Below are 17,265 nucleotides of genomic sequence, written 5' to 3'. Positions count from 1 at the left end.
TCATCCTTATATAAAATCAGGTTTAGGTGCATTGGTATGATGAATCACACCACCACCCAAACATACTTCACCTGAGTAGAACACCACACTTTGACCTGGGGTCACAGCTCGTTGTGGCTCATCAAATTCTACCCGAACACCTTGGGGTGTTTCTGGATCCTTATAAATGGTACACGCTTGATCAGGCTGACGATAGCGGGTTTTTGCCGTGCAGCGGAAACCTGATTCAGAGATCTCCTGCTCACCAGCTACCCAGTCAATCGCTTCACTCCAAAGCATGGTGCTTTGCATTAGTGGATGTTCATGGCCCTGACCAACCACGAGACGGTTACCCTCGATATCTTTGTGCAGTACAAACCAGGCACCTTCTTCAGCGCCTTTCATACCGCCAATACCGATCCCGCCGCGTTGACCGAGCGTATAGTACATTAAGCCGTGATGTTCACCAACCTCTTTACCGTCTTCTAGCACGATTTTTCCGGGTTGAGCCGGTAAATATTGCTTCAAGAAGTCATTAAAGCGGCGTTCACCAATAAAACAGATGCCTGTCGAGTCTTTCTTCTTCGCTGTAGCAAGACCTAATTCTTCTGCAATTTTACGCACTTGCGGCTTTTCAATTTCACCAACCGGAAACAGGGTCTTGTTAATTTCACGACCATGAACGGCATGCAGGAAGTAAGTCTGGTCTTTATTGTTGTCTACGCCACGCAATAAAGGTGCATATTGATCACCTTTAGAGTTCGTCATGGTTTCACCACGACGACAATAGTGACCCGTCGCAATAAAATCTGCACCCAGGTTGATCGCATGATCCAGGAAGGCACGGAATTTAATTTCTTTATTACATAAGATATCCGGGTTTGGGGTACGGCCGGCCGCATATTCAGCCAGGAAATGCTCGAATACGCGATCCCAGTATTCCATTGCGAAGTTGGCAGTATGCAGTTTAATCCCGATCTTGTCACAAACGGCCTGAGCATCGGCAAGGTCATCCATTGCCGTACAGTATTCTGTGCCGTCATCTTCTTCCCAGTTTTTCATGAAAAGACCTTCAACCTGATAACCTTGTTGAAGTAGGAGTGCTGCAGACACAGATGAATCTACACCACCAGACATTCCGACGATGACACGTTGTTGCATAGGATTAGGCATCCAAATTTGAAATTAAGGGAGAGTTTTGGTGCTCGTAAATGAGCGATAAAGGGTATTTTTGACCAGAAAGCGCATCCCGTACGGCTTTAATCACCAGCGGACTACGCGCACGAGCTGACTCTTGCAGTTCATCTAAAGTCATCCAGACTGCACCGACAATGTCCGTATCTAAAGTTGCATGTGGGTCATAATCAACCGATTTGGCTAAAAAACAGAAGCGAAAATAAGTACGGTCTGGGAACATCGGCGGGGTATAGGTATACATGCCTAAAAGATGGGTCACTTCAACCGTATGTCCGGTTTCTTCCATGGTTTCACGAATTGCGGCCTCGACAATGGTTTCACCGCATTCTACATGACCTGCTGGCTGATTAAATACTGTGTGTGTCACACCTTCTGTATGTTCTTCTACAAAAAGGAATTTTCCGTCTTTTTCGACAACGGTTGCGACAGTGACGTGAGCAGTCCAAGCAGTCATAGAAACAGCACCATGGAAAATGATGCACTATTGTATAAAATTTTGTGGTGTGTGGCTATGTTGAGAGGGGATTTCTTTAGCTACTAAAAAATTATTAGTTTTAAATAAATAAGCAATTTTATGAAATATTGCCTCTATTTTAAGCGTGAAACACTGAAAATCACTAAAAAAGCTCAATTCAACAGCATTAAGCTTTTATGTGTATAACAAAACTATGAATTATAAAAAATAATTTCTTATAACGTGCATCATGTTAATTGAGAAATATTAAGCATAAACTTTAAACAACATTCAGGTCTAAGCTTAAACCAAATACAATGCCTTGCTGGGTGTTATACGCATATGCTTCCCCATCATGTAACATCATAATAGATTTCACGATTGATAGCCCCAAACCGCCCGTTTTTGCTTTGGAATGTCGACTACTATCAATTTGATAAAAACGTTCAAATAAATGCTTCAAATGATGCTCATCTATAAAAATATTTTTGGTTAATACTTCAATACGACAAACATTGTCTATTAACTTTGTTGAAATAATGATGTCTTGACCTTCAAGACCATAATCAATGGCGTTAATGATCAGATTGGATAGCGCTCTTTTGAGTAAATCTGAATTCCCATATATTTGAATTTCTTGTTCTAATTCCAGACTAAAAACCATTTTTTTATCTTCAGCCAAGAATTCAAAGTAATTCACCAGTTCTAAAATCAGTGTAGATAAATTAATGATTTTTTTGTCGATAATATAATCATTGTGTTCAGAACGGGCGATGAACAGCATATTATCGATCATTTTACTAAGGCGCTCATATTCTTCAAGATGAGAATATAAAAGCTGTTCCAGTTCTTGTTGTGAGCGAGATTGCATGAGCATGATTTGTGTCTGACCCATTAAATTATTTAAGGGGGTTCTCAGTTCATGTGCAATATCTTCAGAAAATCGTGCCAATTGTTCATAGTTTAGTTGAATTTTTTCTAACATCGCATTCATGGCTGAACGGAGGTGCTCAACTTCAATTGTGGTACTTTGAGCTTCGATTCGTTGATGTGGTCGAGTCCCCTGAATTTGACGGGTTTGCTCAATCAGATGATTTAAAGATTGCAATAAATATAAGCCGACCCAGCGTCCAAGCAAGCTGGCGATAATAATGCCCAGTAGACTATAGAGAATCAATTTCCATAAATATTGATCTAAAGTCGCTTGGGCTTCATCGAATTGTGTACCAGCAATGAGTTGATAATATTGATGATTAAAAACAACCGTTTTATAGGCTAAACGAGTTGTAGCGAACTCATCTTGATTATCTAAAAAGGTAATTTTTGTTGATTCCGCCATAGCAGGAATATGGACGTTAAGCGGATTAATCTCAATTAAGGTCTGTTGTTGGTTTTTTAAGATTAAAAGATTATCTTCTTTTCCTAGCATATTTTCATACAGACGAGGGTACTGAACTAGGATTTGAAAACTTTCTTTATCTTTAAGAAAAATTTCAATACGCTCCATACGTGCCGTTAAATTTTGATCACGTTGCTTCGCTAACAACTGTTGCATGTTGTAATACGACAGTAAACCAATACCCAAAAATACAGTACAACAAATAATACTAAAGGAAATACTTAAGCGTGTGGTTAAACTCAAGTGTTGTAGCTGACTTTTCATGGATTGGCACTTAAGCGATAACCCATACCTCGAACAGTATGAATTAATTTAGGCTGAAAATGGTCGTCAATTTTGGCGCGTAATCGACGAATTGCCACATCGACCACATTGGTGTCCGTATCAAAATTAATGTTCCATACTTCAGATGCAATTTGCGATCGGGTTAATAACTCCCCTTGATGCCGCATTAAGAATTGCAAGAGCGAAAACTCTTTAGCGCTTAACTCAATTTTTTGTTGGTTTCGATAAACTGTATGTTCCAGTCGATATAAAATCAGATCCGCTACTTGATAGTATTCGGCGTCTGTTTTTACACTACGTCTCAATAAGCTTTTGACTCGTGCTAACAGTTCAATATAGGAGAAGGGTTTAATCAAGTAGTCATCTGCCCCTAACTCTAAGCCTTTAACTCGATCCAAAACATGATCTTTTGCAGTCAGCATGAGTACAGGGATCTGCGAGAAAGTTCTTAACGTCTTTAATACTTGCCAACCGTCAATTTCAGGCAACATGACATCCAAAATGACTAAATCATAATTTTTTTCTTGTAAGGATGTAAGGGCTGTTAATCCATCATGAGCAATACTGGATAAATAACCAGATTCATTTAAGCCCTTTGCTAAAAATTCAGCAATTTTAGTTTCGTCTTCAACAATAAGTATATGCATTTCAAAAATATTATATCAATTTCTCTGCCTCAACATTACAAATCTGTAATTTCATTGTCATGCAGTAACGGCTTTATTTTGACTAAGCTAAGTCATCTCTTCATTTAGCTTAATAGAACTCATGAAAAAACTTCTATGTGTTCCGGTCATTCTATGTAGCTCACTTGCATATGCTGCTCCATCAACCAGTTATGTGATGGACTTAAAGGTTGCGAATCAACTTGCGACAAACATTATGCAAGCTTGCACCGATATGGCAAAACCTGCGGCGGTGGTCATCCTTGACCAAGGTGGCAATGTTTTGGCAAGTCAGCGTCATGAAACAGTGGGTATTCATAATCTCATCGCAGCAGAAAGGAAAGCTTTTACCGCATACTCAACCAAGGTTACGACCTTAGAATTTATGCGTAATGCTCAGAAGAATAGCGATTCACAGAATTTAACCAGCTTACCCGAATTGTTGCTTTTAGGCGGAGGCGTACCAGTCTTTTATAAAAAGCAGTTGCTGGGTTCAGTTGGTGTGGCAGGTGCAGGAGGGTCATTACAAGATGACCAATGCGCGCAGCAAGGGATAGATAACACCCTTAAATTATTTTAAGACAATATCATTTTATAGAGGAAAACTGTTATGAAAAAATTATGCTTATTTGCAGGCTCAGTATTATTTTCAACATGGAGCATGGCACAAAATCCTTTAAGCGTGCATGTGCTTAACCTGGAAAATGGTTTACCATCACCTGAGGTGAATGTAACCTTAGAAGAGCAAAAAAATGGAAAATGGGTGCAAATTTCACAAGCTAAAACCAATGAACAAGGACGTATAACCGAATTATTTCCAGAGAATCAGAAATTTAAAAACACTACTTATAAAGTGACTTTCAAAACGGGTGAATGGTTTAATAAACATAATAAGAAAACCTTCTTTCCCGAAGTTCCTGTGATTTTCCAAACAGATGGTTCGGTAAATCACTACCATATTCCTTTATTACTCAGTCCGTATGGTTATTCGACATATCGAGGTAACTGAGTCCATTAAAGGATTTATCAAGTTAACTGATGTTATACAATAACGTCTTATACTATGTTTGGATCTAAACTAATACTACAACATGTATAGTACTTATTTTCAAATCTAGGTAATTGTATAACATCAAAAGTGAATCCATTTAATATAATCGCTGTTATACGAAATAGAACTCTATTGATATCTCCTAAAAATATTTACCTAAAACTTTATAAAATAAGGAAAAATATCATTTTATTCGTAAGTCGGAGTAGAGAATACTTCTTAACTAATGAAATCGAATTAATTTAAACTATGGATCTTTACTTTATTATTCTACTATTTAAAGGAATCTCCTATGTCTGAACTGCACTTCTACATCACCTTACTGGGCGGTAAACATGAAAAAGCCAATGTAGAAGTACATGATGTAATTCCTGTGATTAGTTCAGATATTGAATCTGCGTATCCTTATTTAAAACAACAATGGTTTGGTTTGCAAAAGGGGCTACATGTCGATGGCTGGATGAAAATCAATGGAGTGAGTTATCAAGGAGTAAATTATCAGGTCCAGATTAGTGATCTGCCTGTAAATACCCGTTTAAAACTGTTCCTGATTAATCTGGGTGCATATCTTCCGGACCAGTTTGGGGAAATACATAAATATTTGGTAGTGGCTGCCAAAAACAAGACAGAAGCCAAGGCACAGGGCAAAATGGCAATGGAAAAAGGTTGGTTTAAACCACATACCGATGCAGTGATTGATGTCGATGACTGTTTAGAGTTAAACCAGATTGATCAGAAATTTATACATTTGATCGAAGGGGAATTTGAAGCGAACAGCTTTAAGAACGATTATCTGATTATTCCGTAATTTAAAAAATGGCTAATCGAAATGAAGTGGCCATTCTGATATTCATGAAATGATATTGCTATAAAACTCCCGGTATTTAATTTTTTTTAAATGAAATATTAGGTGTTTAAAGAGAGTTGAATATCATCTTAAAATTACTATTTCAACCAGCGAGTTGATCATTATCCTCTAGCGCTGTAATCACCCATTCATCTCCGATAAATTTCCGGTCAGCTGCCTGTCCATATTGCAGGTCGAATACTTCATTTAAGGTTGGATCGTGTTGGAGGATGTGCTCTAATCCAACCAGTATACAATCCTCCTCAGCCAAGGGTTCTGCTGTCAAAAATTGCCAGTCACCATCGCGTTCATGCAATACGGTAACAATTGGCTGCTCCAGTTCCAGCCATTGCCTAGTCGTATAAATGCCTAAATTCCGTGGTTCGCGGAATTTAAACTCGGCATTGCGATCCAGCAGGGGCTGATCAAATTCAAAAACTTCCTCGAAGCCATCTTCCCAAGGAAATTTATCATTCCGATCTGTCCAGACTAATTGTAAGGCTGGAAACGCTTCATCTTGGTAATAACTTTGCGCAATCCCAAAATAGTCACCGATATTTCGACGATCAACTTTTAGAAACTTACAGCGGCTTTCTTTAAAAAATACATTCGGATACGTGTTACTGAGCTGGATGCGTTGACCTTTTTGAACGACCTCAGTCACATGATTCAGAATAGTCTGACTAAGTTTAGCAGTGAGTCCAAAACAGATAATTTCTGGATGCTGGAACCTTTCATATAAGCCAATGCTATAGCTAAAAGGCGGGGAATAGTCAGTATGAGTGATCGAAATGATTTGTACGCCGTACTGTCGAATATTAATTCTGGTCTGATTTAATAGTTCATTGCGATCCGGGCAATGATGATCTTCTGTATGTTTCATGATTTTTATTCTTTGAATTATTTTTTAAATGAACATACAGAAGATTTAAGCTTTCGACAAATGAAATTGTCTAAAGTTTATTTATAGTTAACTGAAACCTTCACATAATTCTGTGCTGAATACGGCAAAAAAGCTTTTTCTTTGTCGGTAAGTGGACGCACTTTTTTCACAGGGCTTCCTACATACAAGTAACCACTTTCCAAAACTTTATTTGGCGGAACAAGTGAACCTGCACCAATCATCACATCATCTTCAACAATCACATCATCTAAAATAATCGTGCCAATACCGACCAAAACGCGATTGCCAATGGTGCAGCCGTGTAATTTTACATGATGACCAATGGTGACATCTTCACCAATGATCAGTGGCGAACCTTCTGGCTTATCGGCTTTCTTATGACTGACATGCAACATGGCATGATCCTGCACATTGGAATTCTTGCCAATCCGGATATGATTGACATCACCACGAATTACGGCAAAAGGCCAAACCGAGACATTCTCAGCCAAAACCACATCGCCAACCACAATCCCCATAGGATCGATATAACAAGATTCATCAATCTGTGGGATCATGTCTAAATAAGAACGTATGTTTTGGCTCATAGTGGTCTATTCATTAAAAGTTTAAACGTCATGTATAGAGTATAAAATAAAAAGCACCCATCTGAATGAGTGCTTTGGTCTTAGTCTAAGGCTAAAACAGTCTGTTTAAACTTAAAATAAGTTACTGAAGAACTGTTTGATATGATCCAGCATACGCGCAAAGAAACCAGCTTCTTCTACAGCTTTTAGTGCAACAAGCGGTTTTTCAGCAATCACTTTACCGTCAAGAGAAGCAACGTATTTACCTACCACTTGACCTTGTTTTAAAGGTGCAGTCAATTTAGGCTGAACCACGATTTGCGTTTTAATCTCATTCGCTTTGCCTTTTGGCATGGTCACATTGAAGTTTTCAGCAAGGCCGATTTGAACTTCATTTTCCTTACCAAACCACACCTTAGACTTGGCTAAGACTTGTCTGCCGGCCTGAACATTTTTAGTTTCGTAGTTTGCAAAACCCCATGCCAAAAGTTCACGTGTATGTGTTGCACGATCCTGCATAGATGGCGCACCGAAGATCACAGAGATCAAACGCATTGGACCACGTTTTGCAGAAGTCGTTAAGCAGTAACCCGCTTCATTGGTATGACCGGTTTTCAAACCATCCACACTTGGATCTGTATACAGCAGGGCATTACGGTTGCCTTGCTTGATTCCGTTAAAAGTAAATTCTTTTTCAGAATAAATCGGGTAGTACTTTGAACTGTCTTTAATGATGTGCTGTGCCAGCATGGCCATATCTTTGGCAGTCGAATAGTGACCTTCCGCAGGCATACCGGTTGAGTTTACAAAGCTGGTATTGGTCATGCCGATACGTTTTGCTTCCTGGTTCATCATATGTGCGAAGGTACCCTCGTTACCTGCAATATGTTCTGCCATTGCTTTGGAAGCATCGTTACCTGACTGGATGATGATACCGCGCAGCATCTCAAGTGCTGTTGCCGTGCCGTTTAGCGGAACATACATACATGATTCAGAACTACTACCGCGACACCATGCCGATTCGTTCATACGAACCTGTTCATCTTCAGTCAGTTCACCGCTTAATAACTTTTGTTCAATAATGTAGCTGGTCATCATTTTAGTCATTGAAGCAGGGGCTAGTTTTTCATTTTCATTTTTAGATGCGAGAATTTGCCCTGTTTCGTAGTCCATTAGCACATAAGATTTATTATTCAATTCTGGTGGTGCAGATAGGACAGTTGCTGCAAAGCTAAAACTAGGAATTAATAATAATGCAGCAAGAGCAGTTTTTTGGGTCATTTCTAGTAGGTTCCAATATCTTGATGTAAGCACGAAGAGCCTAGCATTTTAGGACAAAGCTAGGCGGACTTCTACGGTTTGCAGCGGCTTATTTCAAAAGTATTGTAAGCATGGCGGCAGAAAAAAATCAGGATTTGCTATAAGTGGTGAGTTCTGTACAAATCGCTTGATTTTTCTGCTGACCTGCTTTCTGCGCATCCTGTTGTGCTTCTTTCAGGATCGGCTGGAATTTTGTGTTTTTGCTAAGCTGATTCAAGGCTTCTACTGGGTTCTTTTGACCAGGCATATATTCACTGACCAGCTGACTATAACCCGCTTTAAATTTATTCTGGTCTTTCACCATACCTGGGCAGATTTCTGAAAGTACATAAATGGCCGCAAGCTCATGCTGAGTCACTTCTTGAATTGGAGTGACTTCAATATTGGTATCGGCTGCAAAACTTTGTGTAGTCAAAATGCTGAAAGTTGAAAGAGTAAAAATGCCAAAGGCTTTAATGAATAAATTTTTCATTGAAAATCAAAAGCTCAAATTAGAAATTAAGATGGGTTTAGATTAACTAATTTTGAAGGAATGAAAAGATTAAAAATGTAAGGAAGCAGTAAAATAATGGAGAAAATCGTTATATAAACAGGATGATGGCGCTGCATCATCCTGTCAGAAAGTCTGAATTAGATTTGTTGAGTGATCAGGTCATTACACACTGCCTGATGTTCATCTTTAGCGGTTTGCTTGGCTTCCTGGCGTGCTTCTTGAAGTGCTGACTGATATTCCTTGTCCTGCTGGATCTTGTCATAAGTCATCGATTTATCAGAATAATCGGATAAGTATTGTTTAATCAGCTGTTGAGTGTTCTGCTCAAATTTGGCATTTTTACCCACAATCCCCGGACAAACTTCAGTGAGCACTTGGACTGAAGCCAGGTCTTCCTTAATAGTCAAATCTACCTCAGCAGATAAATTTTCAGCTGAAAAAGCAGGAGAGCTCAGGCCAGCAGTCAGAGCAAAAGCCAGTGCGGCTACAGCAACCGTATTTTTAATCATCATGAACCACATATATTAAAGATGGATGTTGAACGATAAATATATATAATTCCGTGGCTAATACAAACAAATGTCCCAACCAGTCATTTTTTGGGACGAACGGGATTTTGCTGTGAATATATTGATATCAAATGATGATGGCGTATTTGCTCCGGGCATACAGGCACTAGCGCAGAGCTTAAAAGCCTTAGGCCGTGTAGTGGTTGTTGCACCTGAAAGCGAACGTAGCGGATTTTCCAGTGCATTGACCCTTGACCGTCCACTGCGACCGATTCAGATTGCTCCAGATGTTTGGGCAGTAAATGGTACTCCGGCAGACTGTGTCTATCTGGCCATGAATGGTTTGTTTGATGTCGAATTCGATCTTGTGGTGAGTGGCATTAATAGCGGTGCCAATCTGGGGGATGATGTATTGTATTCAGGCACAGTGGGGGCAGCATTTGAAGGTCGTCTAGCAAAACATCCTGCACTGGCTATTTCTTTGTGTGGGCAAAACGTGCGTGCTTATACCTCACCAGAAGATTATCGTGTTGCAGCGCAATGGGTTCATGACTTTATTGCAGCAGGTTTGCCAGCATTGCCTGAGCGTCAGATTTTTAATGTCAATATTCCGGATATCGCTGAGCTAAAAGGAACCAAAGTGACCTTCCAAGGTCGCCGTAGCCAGTCTAAACCCATTAGCAGTCATGTGGATCCACGTGGCCGTCAGGTTTACTGGATTGGTCTATCTGGTGAAGCAGTTGCAATGCCAAAGCATCAAGGAACTGAAATTGAGTCAGACTTTTTTGCTATCGCCAATGGTTATGTCAGTGTGACGCCAATCCAGATGGATGCTACAAACTATGACGTACTTCACGAATTACAGGGTCAGATTTTAAATAAAATCTAACTAATGTTATAACTTTGTGAATAGATGGACATTGCAACCTTATTTGCTGTGTTTTTTTGCTAATCTAATCGAGTTTTTTAAACCGTATAGATGTTAGAGAGGAAGATAATGTTCCTGGTGTCACCGAAACGCTTTATTGCTTTGCCTACAGGCCTGATTAAAACGTTAGTACTCACAACAGCAGTGGTTTCAGCAGTTATCGTAACTGGGTGTGCAACCAAACCTTATATTAATAATTCCGCACGTTATGCTGCAGCACCTGATTTTTATACGGTTCGTTCAGGTGACACCCTAAGTGGCATTGCAGCACGCTATGGTCTGAGCTATATCAGTGTTGCGGAAATGAATGACATTCCGGAGCCATATCGTATTTATGTCGGTCAATCGATCCGTTTAAAAAATACCAAACGCAGTACGACTACTCAAGTCGTTGATACTTCAGCACCTATCCAGCGTAAAACTGTCGTGGCTCCAACGCCGACTCCAGCGCAGACCACTGTTAAAACGACAACATCAGTAACACCAAAAGTCACTACACCTGCTCCTGTGACAACTGTACCGTCATCCGGATTACGTTGGGTAAAACCATCGAATGGTGCAGTATTGCAGCAATACAATCTGGCTTCAAATATTAAGGGCATACGTTACGCAGGTAATGTTGGTGATCCGGTATTTGCCGCTGCTGATGGTCAGGTGGTGTATGCCGCTGATGGTCTGAAAGAATACGGCAATCTGGTGCTGGTCAAACATATTAATGGCTACATCACTGCGTATGCACATAACAGTAAACTTAACGTGAAAAGTGGTCAAAATGTAACCGTAGGCCAGAAGATTGCAGAAATGGGTTCAAGTGGTACAACCCGTACCATGCTTGAATTCCAGGTACGTCTGGATGGAAAACCGGTGAATCCTGCATCCGTTTTACCGAATAGTTGAATAAAAAGGTGCAAATGCTAAATTTCACCGTATAATACAATGAGTTGCTTTTATCAAAGGATGAAGCACCTCATAAGTTTAGAGGGGAATTTATGTTAGATCAACTTCGAGCAATGGGCGTATTTGCTTGTGTTGTAGAGAAAAACTCGTTTAGCGGTGCTGCACGTGAACTGGGTATTACCACCAGTGCCGTAAGCCAGCAGATTCGATCGCTGGAGCAGGACATGGAAGTGATTCTCCTGAACCGTTCTACACGAAAATTGAGTTTGACTGAAGCAGGCCAGGCTTTTTTCTATAGCTGTCAGGAAATGTTATCCGCTGCTGAACGTGGCAAAGTCCGTATCAATGAGCTACGTGATGATCTGGTTGGTGACCTGCGTATCGTCGCAACTGCAGAACTGTGTTCAATGCATGTGATTCCGGCATTGTCGCACTGGATGGCTGCGCACCGTGGTTTGACAGTGCAGTTTGAAACACAAGATCAACCGCTTGACCTGAAGGATGGTCGTGTTGATATTGAACTGCGCCTTGATCAAGTCATCGACGATAGCAATATTGAAGTCGTTCCACTTATTCAGATTGAACAGATTCTGGTAACAGCTCCGAGTTACATCAATCAATCTGTTTTAATTACACAGCCGGATGATCTGAAGCAACATGACATTTTGTCACTCAGTCATTTGAACAATCATCAACAATTTTATTTCCAGCATGTCAATACAGCCCAAAAAGTTGAACTTGAACTGAGCTCACGACTAAACACCAATAACAGTATTGTGGCGAAGTCGATGTGTCTGCATGGCAATACCATTGCCCGCATGTCATATCTGGATGTACAAAAAGATTTAATAAACGGCTCTTTGATTGAAGTCCTGCCTGAATGGAAATTACAACCATTTACGCTATATGCAGTCATGCCAAAACGTGAACAACAACCTATAAAAATTCTCCGTTGTCTTGATACCTTGAAACAATATTTTGGCCAGTTGTCTGGCGGACGTTTGTTGCAAATCGCATCATAAACTGCAAAGAATTAAAAAAGCCGCTTGATGCGGCTTTTTATGTTTCTGGCTTTTAAGAAATTAAGCCAGATATGCTTCAATCATTTTAACCAGACGTTCAATCAGTTGATCGGCCTGTTCCTGAGTAATGTTCAGGGTAGGCAGCAGACGTACCACATTGCCTGCAGTTACGTTGATAATGGTTTTATATTCATCACGCGCGATATCTACCAGTTCGCCACATGCTTTTGGCAATTCAATACCGATCATCAGACCAAAACCACGAACAGTGATATTCTGATCATTAAGCTGGCTACGGAGTTGCTCAACGATATAAGCACCTTTTTCAGCTGCATTCGCCACGATATTTTCTTTTTGCATAATATCAAGGATGGTATAAACAATGCGTGAACCTAATGCTGTACCGCTGTAAGTCGAACCATGGTTCCCGGCAGTTAAAACACCAACACCACGTCCTTGGGTCATCACCGCACCAATCGGAAAACCATTACCCAGACCTTTGGCAGTGGTCAGTACATCTGGAACAATATTGGTATGCTGATATGCAAAGTATTTACCGGTACGGCCATTACCTGTCTGAACTTCATCCAGCATCATCAGCCAGTTATGCTGGTTGCACAGTTGACGGATTTCTTCCAGGTAGCTGAAGCCTTGTGGTGCAGTATTGACACCGCCTTCACCTTGAATCGGTTCAACGAAAACAGCTACGATGTCAGGGTGATTAATTGCTGCTTCCTGAATCGCTTCGATATCACCAAATGGTACGCGGATAAAGCCTTCAACCAGCGGTCCAAAACCTTCCTGAACTTTTTTGTTACCTGTCGCCGAGAGGGTCGCCAAAGTACGACCGTGGAAAGAGTGGTCAGCCACAATGATTTTTGGTGTAGCGATGCCTTGCATATGGCCAAATTTACGTGCAATCTTGATTGCACCTTCATTGGATTCTGCACCGCTATTCGAGAAGAAAATTTCTTCCATGCCTGAAACTTCAGCCAGTTTTTGTGCAGCAGCAGTCTGCCATGGTACTTCAAACAGGTTGCTGGTGTGAATCAGGGTTGCGGCCTGTTCAGCAATTGCTTCAGCAAGTACCGGGTGGGCATGCCCCAGCCCACATACTGCAATACCGGTCAGAGCATCTAGATACTCAGTACCATCTTCAGTATAAAGATAAGCACCTTGTCCTCGGACAAAACTGATCGGCTGACGGCCAAATACCGGCATCAAGTGTGAAGGTTGATCAGTTTGCACAGGAGCAAGGGTAATGTTCTTCATGACTAACTCTTATCTGTTAGGTGGATTGAAAATTGAAGTCATAGATGCCATATATAGACATAACGACAGGACCTATATAAGCAAAATCTCAAACAGAATAAAAGCTGAATTGTAAATAAAACATGAAATATTGTTTTAGACATACTGTTTTAGTTCATTTTGAGTATAATGCGAAGCAGATTTATTGAGGATATATCAATGACTGAACAAGCACGCGATACAGAAGCGTTAATTCGTGACCAAATTGCCAAACACGCAGTACTTCTTTATATGAAAGGCACACCACAATTCCCACAATGTGGTTTCTCTGCTCGTGCGGTTGAAGCACTCAGTCAAATTGGTCGTCCATTTGCTTATGTGAATATTCTGGAAAACCCAGACATTCGCGCAACTCTTCCAGTTATTGCGAACTGGCCGACTTTCCCACAATTGTGGATCAATGGTGAATTGATCGGTGGTAGCGATATCATGCTCGATATGTTCCAGAAAGGTGAATTGAAGTCTTTAGTTGAACAATACAGCCCGGCACCTGAAGCTTAATAGTTTTATTAGACTTGCAGATGTTAAAAAGCGCTTCCAGAGAAGCGCTTTTTTATGACTGAAATTTAACACTTAAAATGGAAAGGGGCAGGATTAGTTTTCTGCCTTATTCTCAGAGGTTTCAGATTTTTCCAGTTCTTTTGATTCAGCCGCAAGTGCTGCTGCAAGCGCATCTGGATCTGCCTGAATATCCTTTACTGGTGCTTTGTCTTTTTTCTTTTTCTTCTTTTTTTTCTTTTTTTTCTTTTTCTTTGGCTCTTCTTCTTCAAGCTCGGCACCATCTTCAATAGCTTGCCAGTAATCCAGTTGCTCCATCACCGCAGCATAAATCGAATGCTTGCTGTAACGGCCTTTCTTGTCCAGGGTGCCAACCGGACGTGCCATTAGAATTTCCAGTGCCTGATCAATGGTATCAATTGCATGGATATGGAACTGATCTGCTTCAACTGCTGCAATTACATCTTTACGCAGCATCAGATGCTGCATGTTTTGACGCGGAATGATTACACCTTGCTTGCCAGTCAAGCCTTGCAATTTGCAGGCATCGAAGAAGCCTTCAATCTTGGCATTTACCCCACCAATTGGCTGTACCTGACCGAGCTGGTTCATGGAACCGGTAATTGCCCAAGACTGGTCAATTGGCAACTGGCTAATGGCTGAGATCAATGCAGAAAGTTCAGCCACAGTAGCACTGTCACCATCCACCTGGCCGTAACTTTGTTCAAACGCCAGAGCTGCAGAGAAGTGCAGGGTTTGTTCACGACCGAAATGCGCTTTCAGGAAAGACGCCATTAGCAATACGCCTTTAGCATGTAGTGAACCACCGAGTTCCACGCTGCGTTCGATATCCAGAATGTCACCACCACCTTGATACACTGAGGCAGTCAGGCGTGATGGTAAACCAAATTCCACGTCCGCATAGTGAATAACGGACAGGGCATTGATCTGACCAAGACGATGGCCACGTGTTTCAATCAACTGGGTACCACGAGACAGATCTTGCCAATATAGCTCACGTAAATAGCCTAAGCGATATTTGCGATGATCCAGGGCAGTGTTGATGTGTTTTTCTGAAACTATTTTGTCATCAGCTTTAAAGGCATGATGATGCGCTTCACGAATCAAATCCCCCAAAGTCAGCGCATGTAATGACAAGGAGCTTTGGTCTTCAGCCTGACGGCTTGAATCAGTCAATAAGGCAGCCAAAGCAGAACGGTCAAAAGGCAACAGTTTGTCTGCCTGAACGTAATCAGCAATGAGCTGCATATAGGCCTGCTCATTTTCGTCATTACGTTGTAATGTATCTGTAAAGTCAGCACGGATTTTAAAAATACTGCCCAGCTCAGGTTCGAGCTCCAGAATTTCATAATAGATCTCTGGTTCAGCTAGTAACACGATCTTGATATCAAGTGGAATTGCCGCTGGCTCAATTGAAATACTGCCAGTTAACGTTAGCATATGTTCTAAAGAAGACAGTTTCAGCTGACCAGATTTCAATGCACGTTTTAGGCCTTGCCATGCATACGGTTGTTCTAAGAGTTGCTCGGCTTCAATCATCAGGAAGCCGCCATTGGCACGATGCATTGAGCCTGGACGGATCAAGGTGAAGTCAGTGGTAATCGTACCGTTCTGGGTTAACTGTTCTACATGACCGAGCAGGTTGTAATGGGTTGGGAAATCTTCAAAGATTACCGGCGCACCGCTGTTTGGCTTATATGTCACAATGACATTGGCCTGATAACGGGACGGCACACGACTGAACAGGCCAGGAGTAAAGTCATCTTCTTCCTGTTCCAGCACAATCTCGACATTATTAATGATGTCTTCCGCATAGAATTTCAGATATTTATCCAGGCCTTCTACATCTTTAAATTTAGCCAGCATCTGTTCAACACGCGGTACAACCACCTGTTTGGCAATCTCACGGTTGAGTACCTGTACACGGTCACGGGCATCATCTTCCAGATCACCGAGGTGCAGGCCCAGGCGTTCCAGTTTTTTATCCATGTAACGCATGTTGGAGGCAATTTCAGCACGATCTTTATTGCTCAGTGCATTCAGATCATCTTGTGTCATTTCCTGTAACTTGTCATCTTTGAGATGAACCGGTACGAAGCAGTGCTCATCATTGCGAGAAATCAGTTTTAGATCGAATTCTTCACCTTCACGGGTCAGTTCAATCAGCGCTTGCTGCTGTTCATCACCGGTTTGCTGACGGATCATCTCAATACGGTTGTAATAGGTTTCCGCAGTAAAACGACGTTCCAGCTGTTTAAGAATGGTTTGCCAGCTTTGATGCAGCATTGCCTGGAATTTAGGACCTTGACCTGCAGGAAACTGCAATGCAATCGGCTGGCGGGAATTCTGGAAATTATTAACATAAACCCAGTCATTTGGTGTTGCTACTGTTTTGGCATGTTGCTGTAGCAGACGTTTGACCATGGTGCGCTTGCCAAGACCTGCGGTTCCGACAGCAAAAATGTTATAGCCTGAATATGGCAGGGCAATCCCGGCTTCAACTGAGGCACGTGCACGATCCTGACCAAGAAAATTATTGAGTGGTTTAATACGCTTGGTCGACGCCGGAATTTTATCCAGTTTTGGAATATGTGTCAGTTGCGTGGGCTGCAAGCGGGTTTTTTCAAGAGTAGGTTGTATTTCGCTTTGTTCAAATGCTGTCTTTAATAGTTCAGCATGGTTTTGTTGTGCAGTTAGGGTAGTGTTAATCGTATTGGCGGTTATTGAAGAATGAATTTGATCGAGTCTCTGGGTCACTGTTGATGTCCAAAACGAAATAGTGCATTAATGATTTAAGGTATACAGAATTAGCCGGAAAATTCAAGCCAACATGTCGCTTTTGACGTAAAAAAATAAAATGATCTATGCAGAGAAAATGGTAAATCTTGTTGAAAGATCCTGTATTAAAGGATTGAATAG

18 protein-coding genes are annotated in these 17,265 nt (G+C 41.1%); 7 read left to right on the top strand and 11 right to left on the bottom strand.

Annotated elements, in window-relative coordinates; genetic code table 11:
* Positions 1-6: 6 nt before the first annotated feature.
* From mnmA to FSC11_RS09610, 4 genes are all read right to left on the bottom strand, one after another.
* Positions 7-1,140, bottom strand: coding sequence for a tRNA 2-thiouridine(34) synthase MnmA (gene mnmA / locus FSC11_RS09625; protein ID WP_004894053.1), 1,134 nt, complete (start codon positions 1,138-1,140; stop codon positions 7-9).
* Between the two features lie 4 nt (positions 1,141-1,144).
* The gene (locus tag FSC11_RS09620; RefSeq protein ID WP_004894054.1) at positions 1,145-1,630 is read right to left on the bottom strand and encodes an NUDIX hydrolase; all 486 of its coding nucleotides are present in this window, start codon (positions 1,628-1,630) and stop codon (positions 1,145-1,147) included.
* 280 nt (positions 1,631-1,910) lie between these two features.
* Positions 1,911-3,293: a heavy metal sensor histidine kinase gene (locus FSC11_RS09615; RefSeq protein ID WP_163166598.1), complete on the bottom strand. Its 1,383-nt coding sequence runs from the start codon at positions 3,291-3,293 to the stop codon at positions 1,911-1,913.
* On the bottom strand, positions 3,290-3,961 hold the full coding sequence (locus FSC11_RS09610; RefSeq protein ID WP_005221498.1) for a heavy metal response regulator transcription factor: 672 nt from the start codon (positions 3,959-3,961) through the stop codon (positions 3,290-3,292). The genes FSC11_RS09615 and FSC11_RS09610 overlap by 4 nt, the downstream gene beginning before the upstream one ends.
* Before the next feature lie 121 nt (positions 3,962-4,082).
* On the opposite strand from FSC11_RS09610, the gene FSC11_RS09605 reads away from it, so the two are divergent.
* From FSC11_RS09605 to FSC11_RS09595, 3 genes are all read left to right on the top strand, one after another.
* Positions 4,083-4,559 carry a heme-binding protein gene (locus FSC11_RS09605; protein WP_005221499.1) on the top strand — a complete coding sequence of 159 codons (477 nt, stop codon included), beginning with the start codon at positions 4,083-4,085 and terminating at the stop codon, positions 4,557-4,559.
* A gap of 30 nt (positions 4,560-4,589) precedes the next feature.
* Positions 4,590-4,988 carry a hydroxyisourate hydrolase gene (uraH, locus tag FSC11_RS09600; protein WP_005221501.1) on the top strand — a complete coding sequence of 133 codons (399 nt, stop codon included), beginning with the start codon at positions 4,590-4,592 and terminating at the stop codon, positions 4,986-4,988.
* A gap of 334 nt (positions 4,989-5,322) precedes the next feature.
* Positions 5,323-5,838: a DUF1543 domain-containing protein gene (locus FSC11_RS09595; RefSeq protein ID WP_163166596.1), complete on the top strand. Its 516-nt coding sequence runs from the start codon at positions 5,323-5,325 to the stop codon at positions 5,836-5,838.
* A 142-nt stretch (positions 5,839-5,980) separates the two neighbouring features.
* Here FSC11_RS09595 and FSC11_RS09590 read toward each other — a convergent pair whose 3' ends face one another.
* The 5 genes from FSC11_RS09590 to FSC11_RS09570 all read right to left on the bottom strand — a co-directional run bounded on the left by FSC11_RS09590 (position 5,981) and on the right by FSC11_RS09570 (position 9,672).
* Positions 5,981-6,760 carry a DUF4262 domain-containing protein gene (locus tag FSC11_RS09590; RefSeq protein WP_163166593.1) on the bottom strand — a complete coding sequence of 260 codons (780 nt, stop codon included), beginning with the start codon at positions 6,758-6,760 and terminating at the stop codon, positions 5,981-5,983.
* A 77-nt stretch (positions 6,761-6,837) separates the two neighbouring features.
* On the bottom strand, positions 6,838-7,368 hold the full coding sequence (locus tag FSC11_RS09585) for a gamma carbonic anhydrase family protein (RefSeq protein WP_005221508.1): 531 nt from the start codon (positions 7,366-7,368) through the stop codon (positions 6,838-6,840).
* 111 nt (positions 7,369-7,479) lie between these two features.
* Complete coding sequence (gene dacC, locus FSC11_RS09580; protein WP_004810469.1) at positions 7,480-8,628, bottom strand: D-alanyl-D-alanine carboxypeptidase PBP5/6; 1,149 nt, start codon at positions 8,626-8,628, stop codon at positions 7,480-7,482.
* Between the two features lie 127 nt (positions 8,629-8,755).
* Positions 8,756-9,139: an MCR_0457 family protein gene (locus FSC11_RS09575; RefSeq protein ID WP_004810468.1), complete on the bottom strand. Its 384-nt coding sequence runs from the start codon at positions 9,137-9,139 to the stop codon at positions 8,756-8,758.
* 158 nt (positions 9,140-9,297) lie between these two features.
* Entirely contained in the window at positions 9,298-9,672 is a 375-nt protein-coding gene (locus FSC11_RS09570) for an MCR_0457 family protein (RefSeq protein ID WP_004894072.1), read from the bottom strand.
* 109 nt (positions 9,673-9,781) lie between these two features.
* Between FSC11_RS09570 and surE the strand changes: the two genes are divergently transcribed.
* The 3 genes from surE to FSC11_RS09555 all read left to right on the top strand — a co-directional run bounded on the left by surE (position 9,782) and on the right by FSC11_RS09555 (position 12,516).
* Entirely contained in the window at positions 9,782-10,558 is a 777-nt protein-coding gene (gene surE / locus FSC11_RS09565; protein ID WP_008306600.1) for a 5'/3'-nucleotidase SurE, read from the top strand.
* A gap of 108 nt (positions 10,559-10,666) precedes the next feature.
* Entirely contained in the window at positions 10,667-11,494 is an 828-nt protein-coding gene (locus tag FSC11_RS09560) for a peptidoglycan DD-metalloendopeptidase family protein (RefSeq protein ID WP_163166591.1), read from the top strand.
* Between the two features lie 92 nt (positions 11,495-11,586).
* Entirely contained in the window at positions 11,587-12,516 is a 930-nt protein-coding gene (locus FSC11_RS09555; protein WP_163166589.1) for a LysR family transcriptional regulator, read from the top strand.
* 60 nt (positions 12,517-12,576) lie between these two features.
* Here FSC11_RS09555 and FSC11_RS09550 read toward each other — a convergent pair whose 3' ends face one another.
* Positions 12,577-13,788: an aspartate aminotransferase family protein gene (locus FSC11_RS09550; protein WP_163166587.1), complete on the bottom strand. Its 1,212-nt coding sequence runs from the start codon at positions 13,786-13,788 to the stop codon at positions 12,577-12,579.
* Between the two features lie 198 nt (positions 13,789-13,986).
* On the opposite strand from FSC11_RS09550, the gene grxD reads away from it, so the two are divergent.
* Entirely contained in the window at positions 13,987-14,328 is a 342-nt protein-coding gene (grxD, locus tag FSC11_RS09545) for a Grx4 family monothiol glutaredoxin (RefSeq protein WP_004810457.1), read from the top strand.
* Positions 14,329-14,421: 93 nt separating this feature from the next.
* Here grxD and FSC11_RS09540 read toward each other — a convergent pair whose 3' ends face one another.
* Positions 14,422-17,103 (bottom strand): Lon protease family protein, encoded by a 2,682-nt coding sequence (locus FSC11_RS09540; RefSeq protein WP_163166585.1) that lies wholly within the window; start codon positions 17,101-17,103, stop codon positions 14,422-14,424.
* Positions 17,104-17,265 lie beyond the last annotated feature (162 nt).

This window comes from Acinetobacter schindleri (assembly GCF_010918895.1).
Taxonomy (GTDB): Bacteria; Pseudomonadota; Gammaproteobacteria; order Pseudomonadales; family Moraxellaceae; genus Acinetobacter; species Acinetobacter schindleri.
This window is presented reverse-complemented; position numbering and strand designations above follow the sequence as displayed.

What these genes read in the sequence shown, in the direction of transcription:
- mnmA (WP_004894053.1), bottom strand. Translation starts at nt 1,140, where the DNA reads ATGCAACAACGTGTCATCGTCGGAATGTCTGGTGGTGTAGATTCATCT.
- FSC11_RS09620 (WP_004894054.1), bottom strand. Translation starts at nt 1,630, where the DNA reads ATGACTGCTTGGACTGCTCACGTCACTGTCGCAACCGTTGTCGAAAAA.
- FSC11_RS09615 (WP_163166598.1), bottom strand. Translation starts at nt 3,293, where the DNA reads ATGAAAAGTCAGCTACAACACTTGAGTTTAACCACACGCTTAAGTATT.
- FSC11_RS09610 (WP_005221498.1), bottom strand. Translation starts at nt 3,961, where the DNA reads ATGCATATACTTATTGTTGAAGACGAAACTAAAATTGCTGAATTTTTA.
- FSC11_RS09605 (WP_005221499.1), top strand. Translation starts at nt 4,083, where the DNA reads ATGAAAAAACTTCTATGTGTTCCGGTCATTCTATGTAGCTCACTTGCA.
- uraH (WP_005221501.1), top strand. Translation starts at nt 4,590, where the DNA reads ATGAAAAAATTATGCTTATTTGCAGGCTCAGTATTATTTTCAACATGG.
- FSC11_RS09595 (WP_163166596.1), top strand. Translation starts at nt 5,323, where the DNA reads ATGTCTGAACTGCACTTCTACATCACCTTACTGGGCGGTAAACATGAA.
- FSC11_RS09590 (WP_163166593.1), bottom strand. Translation starts at nt 6,760, where the DNA reads ATGAAACATACAGAAGATCATCATTGCCCGGATCGCAATGAACTATTA.
- FSC11_RS09585 (WP_005221508.1), bottom strand. Translation starts at nt 7,368, where the DNA reads ATGAGCCAAAACATACGTTCTTATTTAGACATGATCCCACAGATTGAT.
- dacC (WP_004810469.1), bottom strand. Translation starts at nt 8,628, where the DNA reads ATGACCCAAAAAACTGCTCTTGCTGCATTATTATTAATTCCTAGTTTT.
- FSC11_RS09575 (WP_004810468.1), bottom strand. Translation starts at nt 9,139, where the DNA reads ATGAAAAATTTATTCATTAAAGCCTTTGGCATTTTTACTCTTTCAACT.
- FSC11_RS09570 (WP_004894072.1), bottom strand. Translation starts at nt 9,672, where the DNA reads ATGATGATTAAAAATACGGTTGCTGTAGCCGCACTGGCTTTTGCTCTG.
- FSC11_RS09560 (WP_163166591.1), top strand. Translation starts at nt 10,667, where the DNA reads ATGTTCCTGGTGTCACCGAAACGCTTTATTGCTTTGCCTACAGGCCTG.
- FSC11_RS09555 (WP_163166589.1), top strand. Translation starts at nt 11,587, where the DNA reads ATGTTAGATCAACTTCGAGCAATGGGCGTATTTGCTTGTGTTGTAGAG.
- FSC11_RS09550 (WP_163166587.1), bottom strand. Translation starts at nt 13,788, where the DNA reads ATGAAGAACATTACCCTTGCTCCTGTGCAAACTGATCAACCTTCACAC.
- grxD (WP_004810457.1), top strand. Translation starts at nt 13,987, where the DNA reads ATGACTGAACAAGCACGCGATACAGAAGCGTTAATTCGTGACCAAATT.